The sequence below is a fragment of the Actinomyces graevenitzii C83 genome, from assembly GCF_000239695.1.
Lineage (GTDB): Bacteria > Actinomycetota > Actinomycetes > Actinomycetales > Actinomycetaceae > Actinomyces > Actinomyces graevenitzii.
Genome location: NZ_JH470338.1, coordinates 103,620 through 123,006 on the forward strand (window position 1 = coordinate 103,620; position 19,387 = coordinate 123,006).

The 19,387-nt window shown below is 55.9% G+C and carries 13 protein-coding genes; 7 read left to right on the forward strand and 6 right to left on the reverse strand.

From position 1 onward, the window contains the following. Positions 1-177: 177 nt before the first annotated feature. The gene (locus tag HMPREF0045_RS00495) at positions 178-3,828 is read right to left on the reverse strand and encodes a CHAT domain-containing protein (protein ID WP_040315627.1); all 3,651 of its coding nucleotides are present in this window, start codon (positions 3,826-3,828) and stop codon (positions 178-180) included. A 439-nt stretch (positions 3,829-4,267) separates the two neighbouring features. Between HMPREF0045_RS00495 and HMPREF0045_RS00500 the strand changes: the two genes are divergently transcribed. Continuing rightward, a complete protein-coding gene (locus HMPREF0045_RS00500; RefSeq protein ID WP_005984473.1) occupies positions 4,268-4,741 on the forward strand; it encodes a hypothetical protein in 474 nt (157 codons plus the stop codon). A 63-nt stretch (positions 4,742-4,804) separates the two neighbouring features. Further along, positions 4,805-6,109: an MFS transporter gene (locus HMPREF0045_RS00505; RefSeq protein ID WP_005984475.1), complete on the forward strand. Its 1,305-nt coding sequence runs from the start codon at positions 4,805-4,807 to the stop codon at positions 6,107-6,109. 101 nt (positions 6,110-6,210) lie between these two features. Here the strand turns inward: HMPREF0045_RS00505 and HMPREF0045_RS00510 are convergent, their stop codons facing one another. The 4 genes from HMPREF0045_RS00510 to HMPREF0045_RS00525 are packed head-to-tail and all read right to left on the reverse strand — an operon-like array spanning position 6,211 to position 13,141. After that, positions 6,211-9,345, reverse strand: coding sequence for a type I restriction endonuclease subunit R (locus HMPREF0045_RS00510; protein ID WP_005984477.1), 3,135 nt, complete (start codon positions 9,343-9,345; stop codon positions 6,211-6,213). Next, positions 9,332-10,366 (reverse strand): virulence RhuM family protein, encoded by a 1,035-nt coding sequence (locus tag HMPREF0045_RS00515; RefSeq protein ID WP_005984479.1) that lies wholly within the window; start codon positions 10,364-10,366, stop codon positions 9,332-9,334. Before HMPREF0045_RS00515 ends, HMPREF0045_RS00510 begins: the two co-directional genes overlap by 14 nt. After that, positions 10,359-11,570 carry a restriction endonuclease subunit S gene (locus tag HMPREF0045_RS09475; protein ID WP_005984481.1) on the reverse strand — a complete coding sequence of 404 codons (1,212 nt, stop codon included), beginning with the start codon at positions 11,568-11,570 and terminating at the stop codon, positions 10,359-10,361. Before HMPREF0045_RS09475 ends, HMPREF0045_RS00515 begins: the two co-directional genes overlap by 8 nt. Further along, complete coding sequence (locus HMPREF0045_RS00525; protein WP_005984483.1) at positions 11,567-13,141, reverse strand: class I SAM-dependent DNA methyltransferase; 1,575 nt, start codon at positions 13,139-13,141, stop codon at positions 11,567-11,569. The genes HMPREF0045_RS09475 and HMPREF0045_RS00525 overlap by 4 nt, the downstream gene beginning before the upstream one ends. A gap of 1,033 nt (positions 13,142-14,174) precedes the next feature. Between HMPREF0045_RS00525 and HMPREF0045_RS00530 the strand changes: the two genes are divergently transcribed. Further along, positions 14,175-14,447, forward strand: a complete 273-nt coding sequence (locus tag HMPREF0045_RS00530) for a DUF1540 domain-containing protein (protein WP_005984484.1) — start codon at positions 14,175-14,177, stop codon at positions 14,445-14,447. Positions 14,448-14,548: 101 nt separating this feature from the next. Further along, positions 14,549-15,067, forward strand: a complete 519-nt coding sequence (locus tag HMPREF0045_RS00535) for a methylated-DNA--[protein]-cysteine S-methyltransferase (RefSeq protein ID WP_040315630.1) — start codon at positions 14,549-14,551, stop codon at positions 15,065-15,067. 340 nt (positions 15,068-15,407) lie between these two features. On the opposite strand, the gene HMPREF0045_RS00540 is transcribed toward HMPREF0045_RS00535, so the two are convergent. Next, positions 15,408-16,172, reverse strand: a complete 765-nt coding sequence (locus HMPREF0045_RS00540) for a FadR/GntR family transcriptional regulator (protein ID WP_005984488.1) — start codon at positions 16,170-16,172, stop codon at positions 15,408-15,410. Between the two features lie 127 nt (positions 16,173-16,299). Here HMPREF0045_RS00540 and HMPREF0045_RS00545 point away from each other — a divergent pair, with 127 nt between their 5' ends. From HMPREF0045_RS00545 to HMPREF0045_RS00550, 3 genes are all read left to right on the forward strand, one after another. Continuing rightward, positions 16,300-17,913, forward strand: coding sequence for an ABC transporter substrate-binding protein (locus tag HMPREF0045_RS00545; RefSeq protein ID WP_005984491.1), 1,614 nt, complete (start codon positions 16,300-16,302; stop codon positions 17,911-17,913). A 134-nt stretch (positions 17,914-18,047) separates the two neighbouring features. Continuing rightward, on the forward strand, positions 18,048-18,197 hold the full coding sequence (locus tag HMPREF0045_RS10325) for a hypothetical protein (protein WP_155813057.1): 150 nt from the start codon (positions 18,048-18,050) through the stop codon (positions 18,195-18,197). 230 nt (positions 18,198-18,427) lie between these two features. Further along, the gene (locus HMPREF0045_RS00550) at positions 18,428-19,387 is read left to right on the forward strand and encodes an ABC transporter permease (protein ID WP_005984493.1); all 960 of its coding nucleotides are present in this window, start codon (positions 18,428-18,430) and stop codon (positions 19,385-19,387) included.

The following is a 19,387-nucleotide window of genomic DNA, read 5'->3' on the forward strand; positions in this document are numbered from 1 at the left end:
ACTAAAGGGGAGCAGTTCAGTATTTTGGACCGTAGGGGCGTCGTGTTTATCCATAGCAATCAAGTTGCTTGGACTTGCCTTCCCATGCAGAGCGGCTAGGGGGCGGCATTTACCAATGTTCAAAAATTTTAGTAATTCCCCAGCTCAGCGGTGTTGTGGCGCTCTATCGTGAGCGTCTTAACGGAGATGACTGCTGAAGTGTGCGTAGGGCACCCAAGATAAGGGATCAACTGCGTACCGAGAATCCATACGAAGTTTATCGACGGCGTCAGTCATGGCCTGTGCCACTGCCGGAGCAAAGGTCTTATCTACAGGTTCTGCGGTGATGTCTGCATATAGGGTCGTTACGAAAGGCACAACCGAGTCGTCTCGTACCGGTAAGGTGGCGGCCACGACCTCCTTAAATCCGGCCTGCTGCGCCGCCCCAGCTACGTGCAGGGCCTCATTAGGGGTCGTGAAGTCACCTGACGCCGAGTCGCAGGTTAGGAGAACCGCTAACTGGCCCTTGTCTGCACGACTCGCTGCCAGATCACGGAGCGTGAACCGACCGTCGAATAGGTCGATTCCAGCCTCGAATGAATCATTCCGGTCTAGCCAGCCGTGCGCACTTACGTGGAGCAGAGTGCATTCTGGTAGTGCAGCGCGGAAGGCAGAAATCGTGGCGTTATCATCAAAGAGGTGGTTTATGTGTGCCTGTGGCAGTGCATTATCGATAACCTGCCGCTCATCCTCCAGAGATATGAGCTGTTCAGAGGGATCTACCGATACGTGAAGTACAGTATCCAGGGGCCCGTTCTCTGCTTCAGGATGCGAGTCAACCAGTAGGATTGTCGGCAGGTATGACGAAATCACCCGCTCGTGCATGTTGGGCCATTTTGATGGGTCGTTTTTACGCTGATTAATCTGCGGTTTCCTGCGAGGGTGAATACCGGCGGCGTGTACAGGTAGAAGAGCGAACTCTCCAAGCGGTGACCACCATACGTGCGGCCGCTCTTCTGCGGTAGTGATCCGCTCCAGAATAGGGGCAGTTACATTTTCCCAGAGCCACCCTAGGCAATCGAAGATCGCATCTGACTCAGAGCCATAGGTACATTCGTTATCGGTAATTTTGGCCTGAAGCTTTTCCACCTGCTCTCGCAACTGTCCCTTTGATGCTTTCGGGAGATGGATAAGCAACGGTTCAGCATCCCCCTTTAGAACTAGCGCTAATGACTTTTCCTCCCCTGGAGCAAGCAGGACAATCGGACCGTCAGTGCCGAGGCCCTGGTACGCATAAGGATCAGGCACTGTTTGTCCGAGCTCTGCTTCACCCTCATGGGCCCGAAGTCGTAGCTGCTCATCTGGACGCATGTTAGACCGTCGTCTGTCAGTCTCTACATTACTAATGAAACCGGAGAGTGACGCCCACTGTTCGTCTCCCCTCTTTTCTGCCAGTGACCGAGCTTGGAGGCCCTGGCGCCACAGGACTGATCGGACATGATCAGCCCAGGCAAAAGCTTCGAGACGTTGCTGATTAGCTGCATGCGCAACGGCATGCTCCAGCACTTCCTGCATGTCAGTCAACAGTTTGCGGCGTTCCCTGAGAGTTAGTCCGATCCATGCTACCTGTGTGGTCAAGGAAACGGCTCGTTTGAATGCTTTGAATGCCTCTTCGTAATCCCCTATCGCTTCCGCATCACGGGCCCAGCGGGCGGACTGCCCGAATTTTTCTGCCGGGGTGATCCCCTCAAGCAGAGCAGCTTGTCGCTGTGCCTCAAGCGTCTTCTGGGATTGAGATACGCCGGGTACCAGGTGTTCGAGCCAGCGCAGAGACTGAGCTAGGTTAGACAGAGCTGGCAGGAGACGAGCATCGCTAGACCCCGCAGCAGCAACTGCCTCCTGAGCTGTTGTGACCGCACTTTTTGCATCCTCGAGTGCTAAGTTATGGTGCCCGCCTTCTTGGAACATCAGTGACCGCTGCCGATACGTGTAGGCTAGATTCGAGATTTGATATGCTCGATCTGGGTGAGACGTTGGCAGTAGCTCTATGGAGCGCTCCATGTGCAGCAGGGCCTGGTCTATGTCATCCATTGACCCTGTATCCTGTGCGCGCGCAGCCAACGCAATCCCAATGTTTGTCTCATACCTATATGCTTCAGTTAGTCGGTTATTTGATGCCACCAGCGCCTCGTTGAAGCAGTTGATTGCTTTGGTTAGATCCGCTGGGTTATGGTCACGCTCATACCGCTCGAACAGTGCATTCGCTAAGTTGTTCACATAGCCGGCGTAGGTTAGTTCATCGATTGTTGAGGCTGCTGCAGCTTGTTGGGCATGCTTGATGGATTCGTCGAGATCCTGTGAGTTCTCGGTATCTCGGTGCCGGTCGCGTAGTGCTAGTGCCAGGTCGTTTCTACGCTCGGATACTAGGCTAGCTACAGGTTCAGGTAGGGACAGTGCCTGGCGGTATAGCTCAATAGCATGATCTAGCTGGCTCCTATTGGCGCGCTCTTTGAAGTCATCTGACAGGAGCACAGCGAGGTTAGTCAGGCGTGCGGCTCGCTCTGGATGCTGTTTCGGCGTCAGAGTTAGTGCTTCTTCAGCATGTTTGAGTGCCTCATCCAAATCACTTAGGGAGCCGGTTTCGCTGTAGCGGTCGCGCTGGGCGTTACCCACGGCAGAAAGTGCCGCTGCGCGATACAAGTCAGGATCCGAGAACAGTTCCAGTGCTTTGCTGCCTTGGGTGAGGGCTTCGTCGAGCAGTGCAGAGTCAGGATCCAGCTCATTCGCCTTTCGATAGGCAGACACCAGGTTTACTATTGCCACACCCTGATCTTGTGATCCCTCGGGTGCGATATCGATAGCTTCCCGGTACATGCTGAGAGCCTCATCGATCAGGCCTAGATCTGAATCGCTCTTGACGGACTCTAAGAGGGCTGAAGCCGTGTTAGTGAGGATGAGGGGACGATCTGAGTCGTCGTCGGGAATTCGTTCCAGTGCCTTACGACCCAGGCAGACTGCTTCCTTAATATGGTCTGGGTTTCCGCTCTCGCGTGAGAGACGTCGGAGTAATGTGACAAGGTTAGCTGTATGTCTGGGGTAATCGCGGTGGTTGATTCCAAGAAGGTCTAGGCCGTTCCGCATGTAATAGATAGCCTTATCGAGGAAACTTTTGTTGGTTGAAGTGTCGTGTAGGCGTTCCAGGGCTGCCGCGAGATTTAAATGGGCGGTGGCTGCATATTCTGGGCTCGCTGCCTCTGTCACAGCTCGACGGCCCCAGATCACGGCACGTTTGAGTTCTTCTTCTGAAGCCTTGGTATGACTTAGGGTCAGTATGAGGTTTCCCTCGATTCCTCGTTTGGCATCTTCGCTCAGTTGGCCGGATGCAAGGGCTGACTCCCAGAGGGTCACGGCCCGTTGGCGTATTGGCTCTGGTACATCAGCGGCGGCCCCCTCCATTAGTCCTGTGGCAAGGTTGGCCTGGCACTCGGCGATGAGTCTTGAGTCTGTTCCGTCTTCTTCTGCCTTTTCAAGGGCATTCTCAAGCAACTCCACAAATATGGCGCAGTCCTCGGGATCTTCTCTCTCATCTAACCGGTTCAATATCATAAGAGCCACGTCATGTAGATGAGTAGCAGATGAGCGCCCCTGGCGTTCTACGACCGACATACCACGCCTGATTGCCTCGTTCAGATCCTTGGGATTGCCTTTGTCCAGGAATCGCTGGTATAGCGCACCTGCTACGTACCAGTGGCACTCCATCCAATCTGGATCATCGTTGGATAGGCTGTCTGCTTCCCCCATCATCTCATCCAACGAGGGTTCCTCGTCCTTTGATGGTATCTCATCCACGTAGCTAGTATAATTAGCACCTTTCTTTACATAGTTGTTTCACAAGGAGGAAAAATGGGCTTGTTTAAGTCTTCTCATAGCAATTCTGAGGAACTTCCGTACTGTCCGTCCGCTTCAGAAGAAATTGACAAACAAGCGGCCACCCTCTTTAACGGCCCTAACACCCGTATCGTTTGTTGCGACACTATTGATTTCCCCTCCGTTACTATCAATGGGCCATGTCCGCGTTGTAAACACGTTTTCAGTCAGACACGGCAGCTTGACCTCGCACCTCTTGTAAAACGTGGCTCAGGCAATAAACAAAAGGAGATCGTTCGAGAGGCACATTTTCTCTGTGAATGTGGGGTTACCCATCCGGGTGTTCCTTGTGGGGAGAACGGATGTGGGGCAAGCTTCAGGCTTACTATCCCCAACTAAGAGATTTGAGATAGTGGTTCTGATGCAAGCCGAAGATTCACCCAAAGAGCGTAGGCGTCCCTCCAATTCTGATCTGCGGTTAATACAGGAGCTGCAACGAAAAGAGCCTGATCAGGTTAGGGCGGAAGCTCGTGTTTGGCGTAACGGCTACACACTTCTTCTCACAGGAACTGGTGCTGTCTTGACGTTGGCTGCGCCTCGCTTAGGAAGTGCCTCTTGGCCGTGGCGTCTGGCTTTGTCTCTCTCTTTCGGTGTGGGGATTTTGTTGCTTGCTGTGGCGTTGTGGCTTGTTCTCAATGTAGAAGGCGGTGAACATAAACTTCTACGTGGATTCAGCCTTGATTCTGTTCTGGACAAATACGGCTCAGTGCAAGCGTTCCTCCTGGACGAAGCCGCCCAAGTACGCAAACGTATTCGTCGTTCCAAGATGTGGGCCAAGTTAGGTGCGTTGGCTGTGTTCATTGGCCTTATATTGACACTATGGATACCCTCATAATGGGCTTAGCTGCTGCGGTTAGCGATGCCGAAAGATAATGACAGGTAGGGGAGGGAGCGGTGAATGACTCTGTCAGGTAAAGCGCAAGCTAAACTGCTTAAAGCGCGCCGTTTAATGATCATCGGGCTTATCGCTTCGGTGTTTGGTAACTATGTTGTCAATGCTGGCTTCAGTGCCTTTGCGGCATCTGGGACTATCGCGGTTTCTGCTCTTGTTGCTTTAAAAACGATCGAGCAAATAATTGTTTTCACCTTCCCGTTTTACGCGCGCATCATTGGCAAAATCAGCCCAGATAAGGCACTAATCACTGTAGACCTGTGTGAAGCGGCAATGAGCGCCATCGCTTTAGCCGTCACGTTCTTGCAGCCCCAGCTGGCGATTGGCTGCCTTTTTGCCTACGTGCTTATCGACGCGCTGATCGCTCCGGTCAGTGACCTCGCCGATGAGTTCTACGGGGCCGCTATCGCTAATGTGGATGAAAAAGCCGCCTTAGCTTTTAACGCCACGCTCTATTCTTGGCTCGCATTTATCGGCTTTGTGATTGGCGGGCCGCTTGGCTCTTTCTTCGCCTCGGTTTCCATTGAGGCCTTATTGCTGACAAACCTGGTTTTATCGCTTTGTGGGGCGGGTTTGCGACTATTTGCGCGGACCACGTTTGCGGCTGAGCCAATCCTTGACGTTGACGATGACGAATACGCGGTGACTGGTAGCCGCTTGCCGGTAAAAGAGTTTTTCAAGGATCTTTTTACCTCGGGGCCGGCGTCTCCGCTGTTATCGCTGATGATACGAATCGCTAGTGCGATGACTGGTGAACTGTTCTTGCTTTGGGTGGCAGGGGTGTCTGCTGAACGGGCCTCTCACCTGGGTGCTTTTACGGGAATGGGGCTTGTGCTGGCGGTCTTTGGTGTGGGCGCCATGCTTGGGCCGACGGCGGGGCGCTGGCTGCGTCGTATTGGCTCGGCTAAAACGGTGCTTCTGGCTTCCGCGCTGGTGTCGGGCGCTATTTTGCTGCTGTTTGGCTTATTTGAGTTGACTGTGGGTAGCTCGTTTATTTTGGCTTTGGGTTTCGTGCTTGCCATAACCATTCTTAACCGGGCGCGGATGGTTGTTCTTGAAACGTTTCGCCAGGCAGAGTTTAAGGGCACGCGTTTTGTGCGGATCATGAGCTGGTCGTATTCGTTTGGGGCGCTTGGGACGATTCTTGGCTTGCAGATTGGTTACTGGCTGCACCTGTCTACGCAGCCGGTTGCTTGCCTGTTTATTGGCGGGATTTTGTGGGTCTTTATAGGTGTCATCGTCAACCTTAAGGTCACCCCCAATTATGAAAAGCCCGTATCCCTTCCAACTACAGAATCTTCATGCTCTTAATCAGTGCAGGCCCCGTTGCCTTCACCCTCACCTAACTATGAATAGCCAGTTATAGACACGTGCCCCTTTCGCGGAAATCGCGAAAGGGGCACGGCTTGCACCTAGTCCTGCTCTCCAGTAGCTAAGTGTTCCGCTTGTTCGATGACGAGCTGCACGGCTTGTTCACGCTTGTCCGGCGGGTACTTGTACTTGGCAAGTAGTCGTTTGATGCGTGAACGCATGCGGGCACGCACCGATTCTTTGACCGTCCAGTCCAATGTGGCAGATGAGCGGATTGTGGCCACCAGTTCCCGGGCGATCATCTTCAGGGTTTCGTCGCCCATTTCCAGGATTGCGGAGTCGTTTTGGATGATGGCGTCATAGAGAGCGATCTCCGCATCACTTAGTCTCAGCTGCTTAGCGCGTTCGCGGTCTGCACGCATATCCTTGGCCAGGCTGACCAGCTCGGCGATAATCTCTGCCGTCGTGAGCGATCGGTTGGTGTAGCGGGTCAAGGCATCATTGAGCATCTCGGAGAACTTGCGGCCCCTGACCAGGTTCTTCCGGCTGACGGTGCGGATCTGGTCCCCCAACAGCCGCCTCAGCAGTCCCAGCTGAAGGTTGGGAGTGGTGGAGTGTGCGACGGAGTCGAGGAACTCATCCGAGAGCAGGGACAGTTCCGGGGAGTCCATGCCGGCGAACTGGAAGACGTCAATGACCTGGTCTGCGGTGACCGCGTCATTGAGCATCTGCCCAAGGACGGTATCGAGGTTGCTGCCCCCGCGCCGTGATTCACCTGAGTCGGGGTTGAGTATCTTCAATACTGCAGCGCGCACATCGGTGAACAGGCGGACGTCGTTGCGGATGGCCTCAGCTTCAGGACGCGAGGCCACGAGCGCGAACGCCTTCGCCAGGGCGAGCACTTGGTCGTTGTACCTGGCGGTGAGGTCCGGGTCAGACAGGACGTGGTCAAGCACGGCGGCGTACTGCGACAGACGCTCCTTGGCTGGCAGGTCCGGGGAGGAATCGAAGGTGACGCCGTGGAGCATGCCCCGCACCACGTCATGCTTTTCCAGCATGACATCGACGAGCTCTTGGATGGGCACACCCGCCTGCTCACGGTCTGAGGGTGAGTACACGCTCAGTGCCTGCTGGAGGGAGGCGAATAGGCCGATGTAGTCGACGATGAGTCCGCCGGGCTTGTCCTTGAAGCGCCGGTTGACTCGGGCGATGGCCTGCATGAGGCCCGCGCCCTGCATCGGCTTGTCCACGTACATCGTGTGCACGGACGGCGCATCGAATCCGGTGAGCCACATGTCGCGAACGATGACGATCTCCAACTCGTCATCAGGGTTCTTCGCCCGGAGCTTGAGGTCACGCCGTTCATCCTTGGAATGGATGTGTGGTTGGAACTCGGCGGGGTCAGCAGCAGAGCCTGTCATCACGACCTTGATACGGCCCTTGTCGATGTCATCGGAATGCCATTCGGGGCGCAGGGCTGTGATCTTGTTGTAGAGGGCGACGGCGATGCGTCGGCTCATCGTCACGATCATTGCCTTGCCGGCCATGGAGGAGCGGCGCTTCTCCCAGTGGGCGACGATGTCGGCGGCAATCGCATCCAGCCGCGCTTCGGCACCGACGAGAGCCTCGAGGCGAGACCACTTGCTCTTGGCCTGCTCCGACTCTGTCTCGCTCGCCTCAGTGGTCTCGTCCACCAGTGCGTCCAGGCCCTTGAGCTGTTCGTCATCAAGGGCGATTTTTGCCAGGCGAGACTCGTAGAAGATCTTGACGGTGGCTCCGTCCTCGACTGCGCGAGTGAGGTCGTAGACGTCGACGTAGTCGCCGAAGACAGCGCGGGTGGAGCGGTCATTGGTCTCGATCGGGGTGCCGGTGAAGCCGAGGAAGGTGGCTCCCGGTAGTGCGTCACGCAGGTGCTTGGCCAGTCCGGCTTTCAACCTGCCCTGGCTGTCGAGGCTTTCCTCGAAACCGTACTGGGAGCGGTGGGCCTCATCGGCGATGACGACCACGTTGCGGCGGTCGGTGAGCACCGGGTTGGTGTCACCGTCCTGGCCGGGTGCGAACTTCTGCAGGGTGGTGAAGATGATCCCGCCCGAGGCGCGGGTCAACAGACGGCGAAGATCGTCTCGTCCAGTTGCCTGCACCGGGGTTTCCGGCAGGATCTGCGCGGGCGCGAACACCTCACCGTAGAGCTGGTCATCAAGGTCGTTACGGTCGGTGATGAACACGAGGGTGGGGTTGGCCATGCGCGGGTCACGCATGAGCTTGGCGGCGTAGAAGACCATCTCAAAGCTCTTGCCGGAGCCCTGGGTGTGCCACACCACGCCACCACGCTTGTCCCCAGCGGGACCGGCGGCGCGTACGGTTGATTCCACTGCGGCGTTGACGGCCCAGTACTGGTGGTACTTCGCGATGCGTTTGATGATGGCGCGGCGCCGCTGCCCGGTTGCATGGTCGGTGACCGCCTCGTCGGAGTAGACGACGAAGTTGCGCAGGATGTCGAGGAAACGCTCGGGTGCGAACACTCCCTTGAGCAGCACCTCGAGGGCAGGCCGGTTCGTGATGACGTCACGCCCGTCAATGGTCTTCCACGGTGCATAGTGCTCGAAGCCGCCAGTGAATGAACTCATCGCCGCACTGGTGCCATCAGAGATGACTGTGACGACGTTGGGAATGAATACACTCGGGATCTCACGCCGATAAGTCTGGATCTGGTTCCAGGCATTGCGGAGAGTGGCGTTCTCATCAGCCGGGTTCTTCAGCTCCAACAGGCCAACGGGCAGACCGTTGAGGAAAATGAGCACGTCGGGTCGGCGGTTGTGGCCGGCCTCGATAATGGTGAACTGGTTGAGCGCCCGCCAATCGTTGTTCCCCGGGGTATCGAAGTCCACGAGCTGTAGGCGCACGGTGGAAGGTCTGCCGTCATCACCAGTTGTTTCAACCGGCACGCCGCGCACCATCAGTTCATGAAGCCGCTGGTTCTCACTCATGACATCCTGCGACTCCGCGCGTTGAATCCGCGCCACAGCAGAACGAACAAGATCAGGATCAACGCCAGGGTTCAGACGGGTGAGTGCGTTAGCCACGTGGCTCCACAGGATGCAGTCACCAAGGGAATCCCTGACATCCTCCACTGCGGCATCCACGGGTGCGTACCCCGTGTGGAAACCAATCTCAGCCAGCCACTCCTTCGCCGCCTGCTCCACAGTCGACTCGTCGAAGTGATCAGTGCGCATCATCATTACCTGGATCAATGGCTTTGGCTGCTTCAATGGTGAAGCGGTCGAAGTCGGAGACGTAGTGGGCGTCCTGAACCTTACGGAACACCGTGAACTCCCGCAGGGCATGGTCATCAGCCATCTTCTTGCTGATGGTCCCTGCATTGTCGAGAATCTCGCGTGCATCCAGTGTGAGAACTTGGTCGAGAAATTCCACCCAGTCTTCCATTGTGGTGGCGATCTGGCGGCGTGCTCGAGATTCTGCCAGATTAAGATATGTCTCCACCAGGCGGCCCAGATCCTTGAGTTCATCGGTAGTGAGGTAGTTCTTACCGACGGTGACATCGCTCCGAAGAATTTTGCCGTCTGGGCTGTTCTTCCACGAGGTGAGACCCATATACGGTTGGGACGCATCCGCACGCTCTTTGATGAGTTCGGCGGCGGTGTGACCGTGGACCGCGTAGTGCATTTTGTTCTGCACGGTGGCGAAGAACTGTTTTGCAACCGGCGAGGAGGACTCGTAATCGACAGCGGTGGTGAAGATATCGGTCACCTTCTGGTAGAAGCGCCGCTCGGAGAGACGGATCTCCCGGATCTCCTCGAGGAGCTGCTCGAAGTAGTCCACTCCGAGGATCTCACCCTGTTCCATGCGCGCACGATCGATGACGTAACCGCGCAGTGTGAAGTCTCTGAGCACTTTGGTCGCCCACTGCCGGAAGTGTGTGGCACGGATGGAGTTCACCCGGTAGCCGACTGAGATGATGGCGTCGAGGTTGTAGTGCTGTGTGGAGTACGCCTTCCCGTCAACGGCAGTTATCCGGAATTTCCGGATAACTGAGTCTTCGTTGAGCTCGTGCGACCGGAAGATGTTTCGCAGATGTTCACTGATCGTGCGCACGTCCACGCCAAACAGCTGCGCCATGAGCTTTTGGGTGAGCCAGATTGTTCCGTCCTCGTAGCGCACCTCGATCGTGCCGTTCGCCTCGCTGGTGAAGACGAGAAACTGCGACGAGGTCACCTCAACATGCTTGTTCTCAGACACTTCTGACCTCCTCATCAAGAGCCTCACTGACCAGGCACCCAGCCTCATCCACCCGCATCCGCCCACTCATAAGCTCAGGTAGCAGAGCATCGCGTAGTTCAGTCAGTTTAAGTGACTGAACTTGGCAATAGTGTGCCTGCGCCTCGAGAGCAACCAACCTCGCAGAGAGCGGCCTTTGTTCCTCCAGTGAAAGCAATGGAACATTGAGTTGGGCTAGTCGTGACGGTGATAGTTCCGTCTGCCCTGTTGACCCGGTTGCCATATGCTCTATCTCATCTTGGAGAGGGAATACTAGGTACGGCATTAGCACTGGATAGATTCGCCGAGGATCCGCTTTCACTACAGTCACATGGCTATCTACATAAATGGGGTCATCTGAGTCCCAACGAGCTACACGGCCAAGCGTTCCTTGGCCAGTTGAGTTAACGAGAAGATCGTCCAATCGCGCGATGGCTTGTGATTTTTCACGTGCGCGGGGAGTCATTAGACGAGCCAATTCAGGTGTGACCCATCCATCGCGGATGCACTTTTGGTTCAGCACCAATACTGGCGACGTATCTTCATCTTTGTAATACTGTGGTGTGACGCCTCTTGAAATGGATGCTGCATAATGCTCAAGCTGAGTGCTTGGAGCTGAACGCACCGTATCGGCTACAAGATTTCCGCCTAAGTCTCGACACAGGTTTCGGACCCGTAGGTTGGATTCGATTTTGTCGTCCAGTGCACCCAGCACCTCAGCAATCCGCCGCTGCTCCATCAAGGGTGGAACATCAGGAAGGCGGAACGATCTAACATCGGCGACATTAAGGTGTGCAACGGTCGAACCGCCGACAGGCTGATTCAAACGTTCCTGCTGTTCGGGAGCAATAAGGAGATAGTAGAGATAGTCGCTGATTACTTTGGCTGTATCGGGCCGTAGTAGAACGGTTCGTTGCCCGGGTGCGACATTTTCCTCAATTGGAATCCTCACGACAGGGCCTACTGGTGCTTCGCGAGCAAGGAGGAGATCGCCATATCGTGGACGCAGACGTTTGGTCCACTCATCGAACGTGATGTCGTCTATCCGTCGCGCTAGTGAATAATCGATGCTGTTTCCACGCATTGCCGGTGTGCCTACAGCAAAGTAATTCCCAAGTTCGTTAATCGGGGCTGTCTTATGCAAACAGTCGACAATGTTCAAACATAGATCATCCAGCACAATCATCGTTGTTCTCCACCGATTGCTGTTCGAATTCGTTCCTCGAGTTCGCGGCCGCGGTCGAGCTCGGCGAGGAGTTCGGCGGTGAGGCGCTTGATTTTCTGCTCGGCGGGCTCGGCGTCGGGATCTTCCGTCTGGTCGAGGCCGACGTATCGGCCCGGGGTGAGGATGAAGTCGTTGTCGCGGATCTCTTCGAGCGTTGCTGCTTTGCAGAATCCGGCCACGTCCTCATAGTTCTCGTGCGCGTCGCGCGAGCGCCACGTGTTGTAGGTGCCGGCGATGCGTTCGATGTCGGCCTCGGTGAGCTGGCGTTGCGCACGGGTGATCATCTCACCCATGCTGCGGGCATCGATGAAGAGCACCTCACCGTGGCGGTCACGGTGGCCGTTACCGTGCCGGTTCTTTGCGAGGAACCACAGGCATGCCGGGATTCCGGTGTTGAAGAAGAGCTTGTCGGGTAGCGCCACGATGCAGTCCACGAGGTCTGCCTCAACGAGTGTCTGACGAATCGTGCCGTCCGTCTTTGCTTTGGATGACAGAGCGCCGTTCGACATAACGAAGCCTGCCGAGCCTGAGGGGGCGAGATGGTAGAGGAAGTGCTGGATCCACGCATAGTTAGCGTTGGAAGCATTTGGGGTGCCATAGGCCCAGCGTGGATCATCCTCCAGGACGGCTGACCAGTAGCCCTTCAAGTTGAAGGGCGGGTTGGCGATGATGAAGTCCGCGCGCAGGTCCGGGTGTTGGTCTTCAGTGAAGGTCTCCGCATCACGCGGGCCAAGATCTGCCTCGATACCGCGTAGCGCCAGGTTCATCTTAGCTAGACGCCAGGTAGAGGCGGCCTTCTCCTGCCCGTAGATGGATAGTGCATCCCGGCTACCTCCGTGTGCTTCCACAAAGCGGGCCGATTGTACAAACATGCCGCCGCTGCCGCAGCAAGGGTCGTACACGCGGCCGGAGAAAGGTTGGAGCATTTCGACGAGAAGATTCACCACGCTGCGCGGCGTGTAGAACTCGCCGCCATCCTTACCCTTCTCTGCCCCGGCAAACATGCCAAGGAAGTATTCGTAGACGCGGCCGAGAATGTCGTCAGCCCCATGATCAGAATCCGCGCCGAAACCGATGGAGCCGATGAGGTCAATGAGCTCACCGAGCATCTCATCCTTGAGGTCCTCGCGGCCGTAGTTGCGTGGCAAGACGCCCATCAGCGTGGGGTTCTCCCGTTCGATGAGTCGCATCGCCTCGTCAATGGCCTGGCCAATTCCCGGCAACTTAGCCTTGGCTTGTAACTGCTCCCAGCGGGCACCATCAGGAATCCAGAAGACGTTCTTACCAGAATATTCGTCCCGATCTTCCAAGAATGATGGGATCTGGTCGTCGTCGATACCCTCGTCCATCAGTTCCTGGGTGAGCTCTTCGCGCCGCTCGTTGAACTTGTCGGAGACGTATTTAAGGAACACGAGTCCGAGTACCACATGCTTGTACTCGGATGCCTCCTGATTACCTTTGGCTCGCATCGACTCGGCGGTCTCCCAGAGAGTTCGCTCGAGAGTCATTTCATCGCCCTTTTTACTCGCCATATGAGTCATCCAAACCTGTAGTTTTCTTGATACAGCGATTGTATAGGTGGCTTCAGTTCATTGATATCCATCAACTGGCAGTTCAACGCTTCACAGATACACACAAACGCTGCGGTCGTGACGGTCTCATCCTAGCCGAGCGTGAGCGCTTCGGGATGGAGATGTTCACTTGCCCCGGAAGACTTACTCAAACGATCATCTAGCGACCAACATAATCCATAACTAGTTGGTCTTGAGGTTGCTAGCAGGCCATTCATGAGGGTTTTCTGGCTCTTCCGAGTTGAGTGTGGGTGAGTGGGTGTTGGTCGGGGGTGCGGGTAGAGGTCGAGGTCCTTGATGATGAGCGGACTTCTACCCCCGCTGTCTTCAAGGACCTCGACAATGTCGTAGCTCGCTTAGGTCAAAACCAGCGCGTTAAGTATATCAGGGGGAGAGGTGACTGATTCCCGATCATCTTCTAGATTCGAAGTGTTTAAATTTATTGTCGCACGCTGCTTGGATATTTGATTTAGAAAATATGGTAGACAATGCAGGAATTGGCAAGGAAGTCATCCTGCTAAAACAGCCCGCTATCTTTGTGGTGCTGGATTATTTTCAGTTGTCTAGTTATCGGATTTGGGCGTGCTGGCGGCCTACCTGGACCTAACCACCTGGCCCGCTGCGACGTCGTCGGCCCTAAAAGCAGAGAAGCGCAAACCCTTAGAGCTTGCCGGGTCCAGGGCTGCACTGCACTACCAACATAAAGTGAGCGAAACCCTAAAAGTGAGCGCAACCCAAACCCACTGATCTTGCAAAAAGCTGCTAGAAAACCGCGCCTTTTGGGGCCATGTAAAGGATTACCTAAATTAGGGTTAACAATCTTTAGTCGTACAAAAGCGGCGCTAACCTCTTGCGTATTTGCATGTCCTAACTAAAGCCGCGCACCGTTGGAATTTCAAGGAAAAGTGGTAATGATTGAATTTTGCTTGTGTAGGGCTGAGCATTAATTTAACAAGCGCTGCTTCCTGCGGCGCCCCGGCGCAAAGGAATCAAAATGGAAACTGCACACGTAACCGACTGCTCGGTCAGCTCCTGCTCTTACAACCACGACGGCTGCCACGCCCTGGCCGTGAACGTCAAGGAGGCCGGTTGCTCCACCTTCATCTCCCTCAACGAGCGCGGCGGTCTGGACCGCGTCGTCACCTCCGTGGGTGCTTGCCAGAGCGCGGACTGCGCCCACAACAGCCACCTGGAGTGCACCGCCGCTTCCGTGCGCATGGGTGAGCGCGACGGCCAGGCCACCTGCCTGACCTACTCCGCCGCCTGATAGCTCGCGCTAGGCGCGCAAATACTGACATTTCATCCCTTCCCTATAAAACCCCATGGAATTTTTATAGGGAAGGGATGATTTTGTGTGTAAATAGGAGGGTGCTGCACACCGTTACCATTAACACCCCGGCGGGCGAGTTCACCATGCTGGGTGATAACTCGCGCCTGTACGGGGCTGGTTTTACTGGGGATTTGGCTCGGGTTATGGCTTCCATCCGGGCTCTTCCCGACGACGTGGGTTGGGAAATCCGCCCCGGCGCCAACCAGCTACTTGAGCAGGCAGTAGACGCTGTCAAGCAGTACTTTGAAGGAAATTTTGAGCCAGTTGCTAGCTTCCCAATTTGGCAGCAAGGCACCCCGTTTCGCCACCAGGTTTGGTCTACTTTGCGCCAAACTAAGGCTGGACAGCGTCTAAGTTACAGTCAGCTAGCTGACGCATCTGGTTTTCCGGGTGCCACCAGGGCTGCTGCAACCACCTGCGCGGTTAATAGTGTGGGACTGTTTATTCCTTGCCATAGGGTGATTCGGGCCGATGGGTCGATTGGCAAATTCGGTTGGAATCAGCAGGTCAAAGTTGATCTGCTAGAGCACGAGGCACGCCTGGCCGGGCACGCTTAGTGGTATGGCTTGAGCCCTAGCGGCGCGGGCCTGGGCTCTAGCGGCGTTGGGATTAGAAGTGAGACCAGCGGAAATGTTGGGCCTGGGGGAGTGGCATCAGAGGCTTGAGCCCTGGTGGTGTGGGCCTTTGCGGCTGAGCCTCTGCGGCGGCAAGCTCTGCAAATTCATAGGTAGGCCAGGCATATGGTGCAGGGTCACACATGTCCAGGACTGGTTTTGGGTGGGCCTTGCAGGCTGGCGCGCACAAATACTGACATTTCATCCCTTCCCTATAAAACCCCATGAATTTTTTATAGGGAAGGGATGATTTTGCCTGTGTTTGTTTGATTTTGTCTGACTTTTACTTGGAGTCTAGGACGCCAAGGAGAGGCTGATAGTGGGTAACCACGGCCTCGCAGTAGGCATCGGCGTCGCCAGCTACTGCCGCCTCATACATGAAACGGTGAGCCTGGGCGGTTACATGAATATCCTCCGGCGTGGGCACACCCAAAGACGGTGAAGTAATCATGTGCACCTCCCAAAAAGCATCGGTTAGTTGCTGGAACAGGTGGTTATTTAGCGGCGCCAGCAGAGCATTGTGGAAAGTGCGGTCTTGCTGGGGGAAAAGCTGGCCAGCCTGAGACAGCTGCTCCATTTCCAATAAAATCTGTTCCATAAGCGCTGAAGGCTTATCCTGCCAAGCATCAATAACCGGCTGCGCTAAAGCCAAATCCAAAGCCTGGCGCACCTGCACAATATCCTTTAAAGCGCGCCAATCATCGCCCGGGTTTAGCAGGCCCCTAAAAGCCAGTAGTTCCACCATGGGGCGCATAGAAACAGAACCCACAAACATTCCGCGCCCATGGCGCACTTCAACAATGTCCAAAGCTGACAAAGTACGCACCGCCTCGCGCACAGATGAGCGCGAAACATTTAAGTCGCTGCACATTTGCGTCTCAGTGGGGAGCGGATCGCCACGCTGCAAGTTGTGGCTAATGATGTGATGCTTAATAGCTTCAATGGCCACGCGCGCCTGACCCAGGCTGGCACTACCGCGTGAAACGCCGCCTGACGTGCTAGAAAGATCTATAGGTGTTTGCCCAAAAGGTGTGGAGTTATTAGACACGTGCCCCTCCGCGAATGGTTCGTCATTGAATTGTGTCCTTTAACCGTACACTCAAAACGCAACTTCATGGTACAGTTCATTTCACCAACGTCAGACATAAGACGTCAGGCATCCAGGAGGATCTTCAATGTCGAATCCCATTCGCTCAACCAGCCGCCGTGACTTCCTCAAGGTCACCGGTACCCTAAGCCTCGCCGCCGGTATTGCTGCTTCCCTAGCAGCTTGTGGTGGTGGCACCACTAAGAAGAAGGCCAGTGGCGCCACGGGTGACACCAGTAAGGCTAACAAAGATGGTGCCATTGTTGCAGGTATCTCTTATGAGCTAGGTACCAACGGTTACGACCCGGCCACCACCAGCTCGGCCCTAACCATTGCTGCCAACTGGCACACCCTAGAGGGCCTAACCGAGCTAGACCCGGCTGACCGCACCGTCTACAACGCCCTAGCTAAGGAAACCCCCAAGAAGGTAGATGACACCACCTGGGAGGTCACCCTGCGTGATGGCGCCAAGTTCTCCGACGGCGCTGCTGTGACCGTTGAAGACGTTATCTTCTCCTACACTCGCGTACTCGACCCCGAGCTTAAGAGCCTGTACCGTTCGATGATCGGCTTCATCGACAAGGTAGAGAAGAAGGATGACAAGACCGTCACCTTCAAGCTAAAGCAGGCTTTCTCCCTAGTTCCCGAGCGCCTAAGCATCGTCAAGATTGTTCCCAAGGCCGCCGTCGAGAAGGACGCCAAGACCTTCGACCTCAACCCCATCGGTTCTGGCCCCTACAAGATGACCGACAACGGCTCCGCCAGCCAGAAGGTTGTCTTCGAGCGCAACGAAAACTACAACGGCCCACGCCCGGCCCTGGCCAAGACCATGACCTGGCAGATTCTGCCCGACCCGGCCACCCGCACCAACGCCCTGACCTCGTCCACTGTACAGGCCATCGACTCTGTGCCCGCAGCTGACCTGGCTAACCTCAAGGCCCCCAACAAGGTCTCCACCGTGCAGGGCTTTGGTCTGCTGTTTGCCATGTTCAACCAGAACGGCAAGTTCAAGGACGTCAAGGCCCGCCAGGCCATCATGTACGCCATGGACTACAACAAGATCTGCGACAACGGCATGGCCAAGCTCGCCACCCCGGCCACCTGCTTCGTGCACAAGGCCCACGCCGACTACAAGCAGGCCAAGGTGGTCTACAAGTATGACGCCGCCAAGGCCAAGAGCTTGCTATCTGAAGCTGGCGTAACCGAGATCAAGGTGCTGGCCTCCAACCACGACTGGTTCTCCTCCGTGCGCGCCATCCTCAAGGAAAACTTCGAGGCCCTGGGCGTAAAGATCAGCTACGACGAGAAGAAGTCTTCCGATGTCTACAGCACTATCGACGGTGACCCCAACGCCTACGACGTACTGATCGCCCCCGGTGACCCCTCGGTCTTCGGTAACGACGCTGACCTGCTCATGCGCTGGTGGTACTCCACCGACGTGTGGACCGACAAGCGTATGCACTGGAAGGGCGCCGACAGCTACACCCAGGTTCAGGAAAAGCTCGACGCCGCCCTCAAGCTCACCGGCAACGACCAGAAGAAGGCTTGGGGCGAGATCTTCGACCTGCTCAGCGAGCAGGTGCCGCTGTACCCGATCTTCCACCGCAAGACTCCTACCGCTTACAACGGCGAGACCCTGGTTAACTTCCGTCCGATCGCGATCACCGGTCTGTCCTTCGAGAACGTAGGTTCAACCAAGTAACGCTTCACTGGCTAAGTTAGCCATGCTGGCTTAGCTAGTAAGTTTTAGCGGCCAGGGTAGCGCTTAAGTAGGCATCGCCATTAAGTTGCGCCCTGGCCGCGCCCGCTAGGGGATTTGCGGCCCGGCCAGGTGGTTTGCTTGGTTCCCTGTGTGGTTCCTGCGTGGTGCAGCTGGCGGCCCTGTCAGGTGGTTTCTGTGTGGTGCAGCTGGAGGCCCTGCTGGGACGTTGCTGGGCGGGGGAGGGGACGACGGCGTCGTCGGCCCCGCGCGCAAAGCTGGCTTAAAGGCTGGCTGGCCCCAAACCGGCTGGGCCGCAAACCAGCAGAAGCTAGCCCAAACCGCTTAGGCCTAAACCGGCAAATCTCTTAGTAGTCTTTGCCACTGTAGGCAAACAATCAATAGCACTTGCTATTAGACATCAGATGTCCGACAATAGACACAACGGCGGACCACAAACCTGCCGGGCGCACACGTGTCATAGAAGACGTGAACGCAAAAGCAAAGGAGCAAACTCGTGTCTAACCTGATCCGCCTAATTGGCCGGCGCCTAATCGCGCTGCCATTCATGGTGGTTGGTGTGACCTTGCTGGTGTTCTTGGTAATGTCGCTTTCTCCCGCAGACCCGGCCGTTTTGGCCCTGGGAGAATCAGCCAGTCCAGAAGCACTAGCGCAGTATCGCACCGCTCATCACCTAGATGACCCCCTATTTCAACGATTCTGGGATTACCTAGTTAACCTCTGCCATGGAGACCTAGGCCAGTCATTCAAAGGTAACGACATTACCCACCTAGTTAAAAGCGCTTTCCCCATCACCTTGCAGCTAACCTTCATCGGTATGTTCCTGGCGGTAATCATCGCCCTGGTGCTGGGTATCATCGCCGCCCTCTACCGTGACCGCTGGCCTGACCAGGTCATCCGCGTCATCTCTATCGCCTCTCTGGCCACCCCCTCCTTCTGGCTGGCACTGCTCATGATCCAGTGGTGGTCGGACGTGCCCGGAGGTACCGGCACCTTCCAGGCAGTAAACACTGGTTGGGTCTCCTTCGGAGACGAAGGCTACCTACGCCAAATCACCCTGCCCGCCATCGCCGTCGCCCTACCAAACTCCGGGTCACTAACCCGTGTAGTGCGTACCGCCATGGTTGAAGAACTCGATAAAGACTACGTACGCACCGCCATCGGCGCCGGCATCCCCAAAAACATTGTGGTAGCCCGCAACGTGCTACGTAACGCCCTAATCACCCCGCTCACCGTGCTGGGCCTGCGCATCGGCTACGCCATGGGTGGAGCCGTGGTTATCGAAATGATCTTCAACATCAAAGGTATGGGACAGTTGATCTTCCAGGGCATCACCCTCAATGACGTAAACATAGTTCAGGGTGTGTCCATCACCGTGGCCGCCGCCTTCATCATCATCAACATCATCGTTGACATGCTTTACGTACTAGTCAACCCGCGCATTAGGAGCGTATGA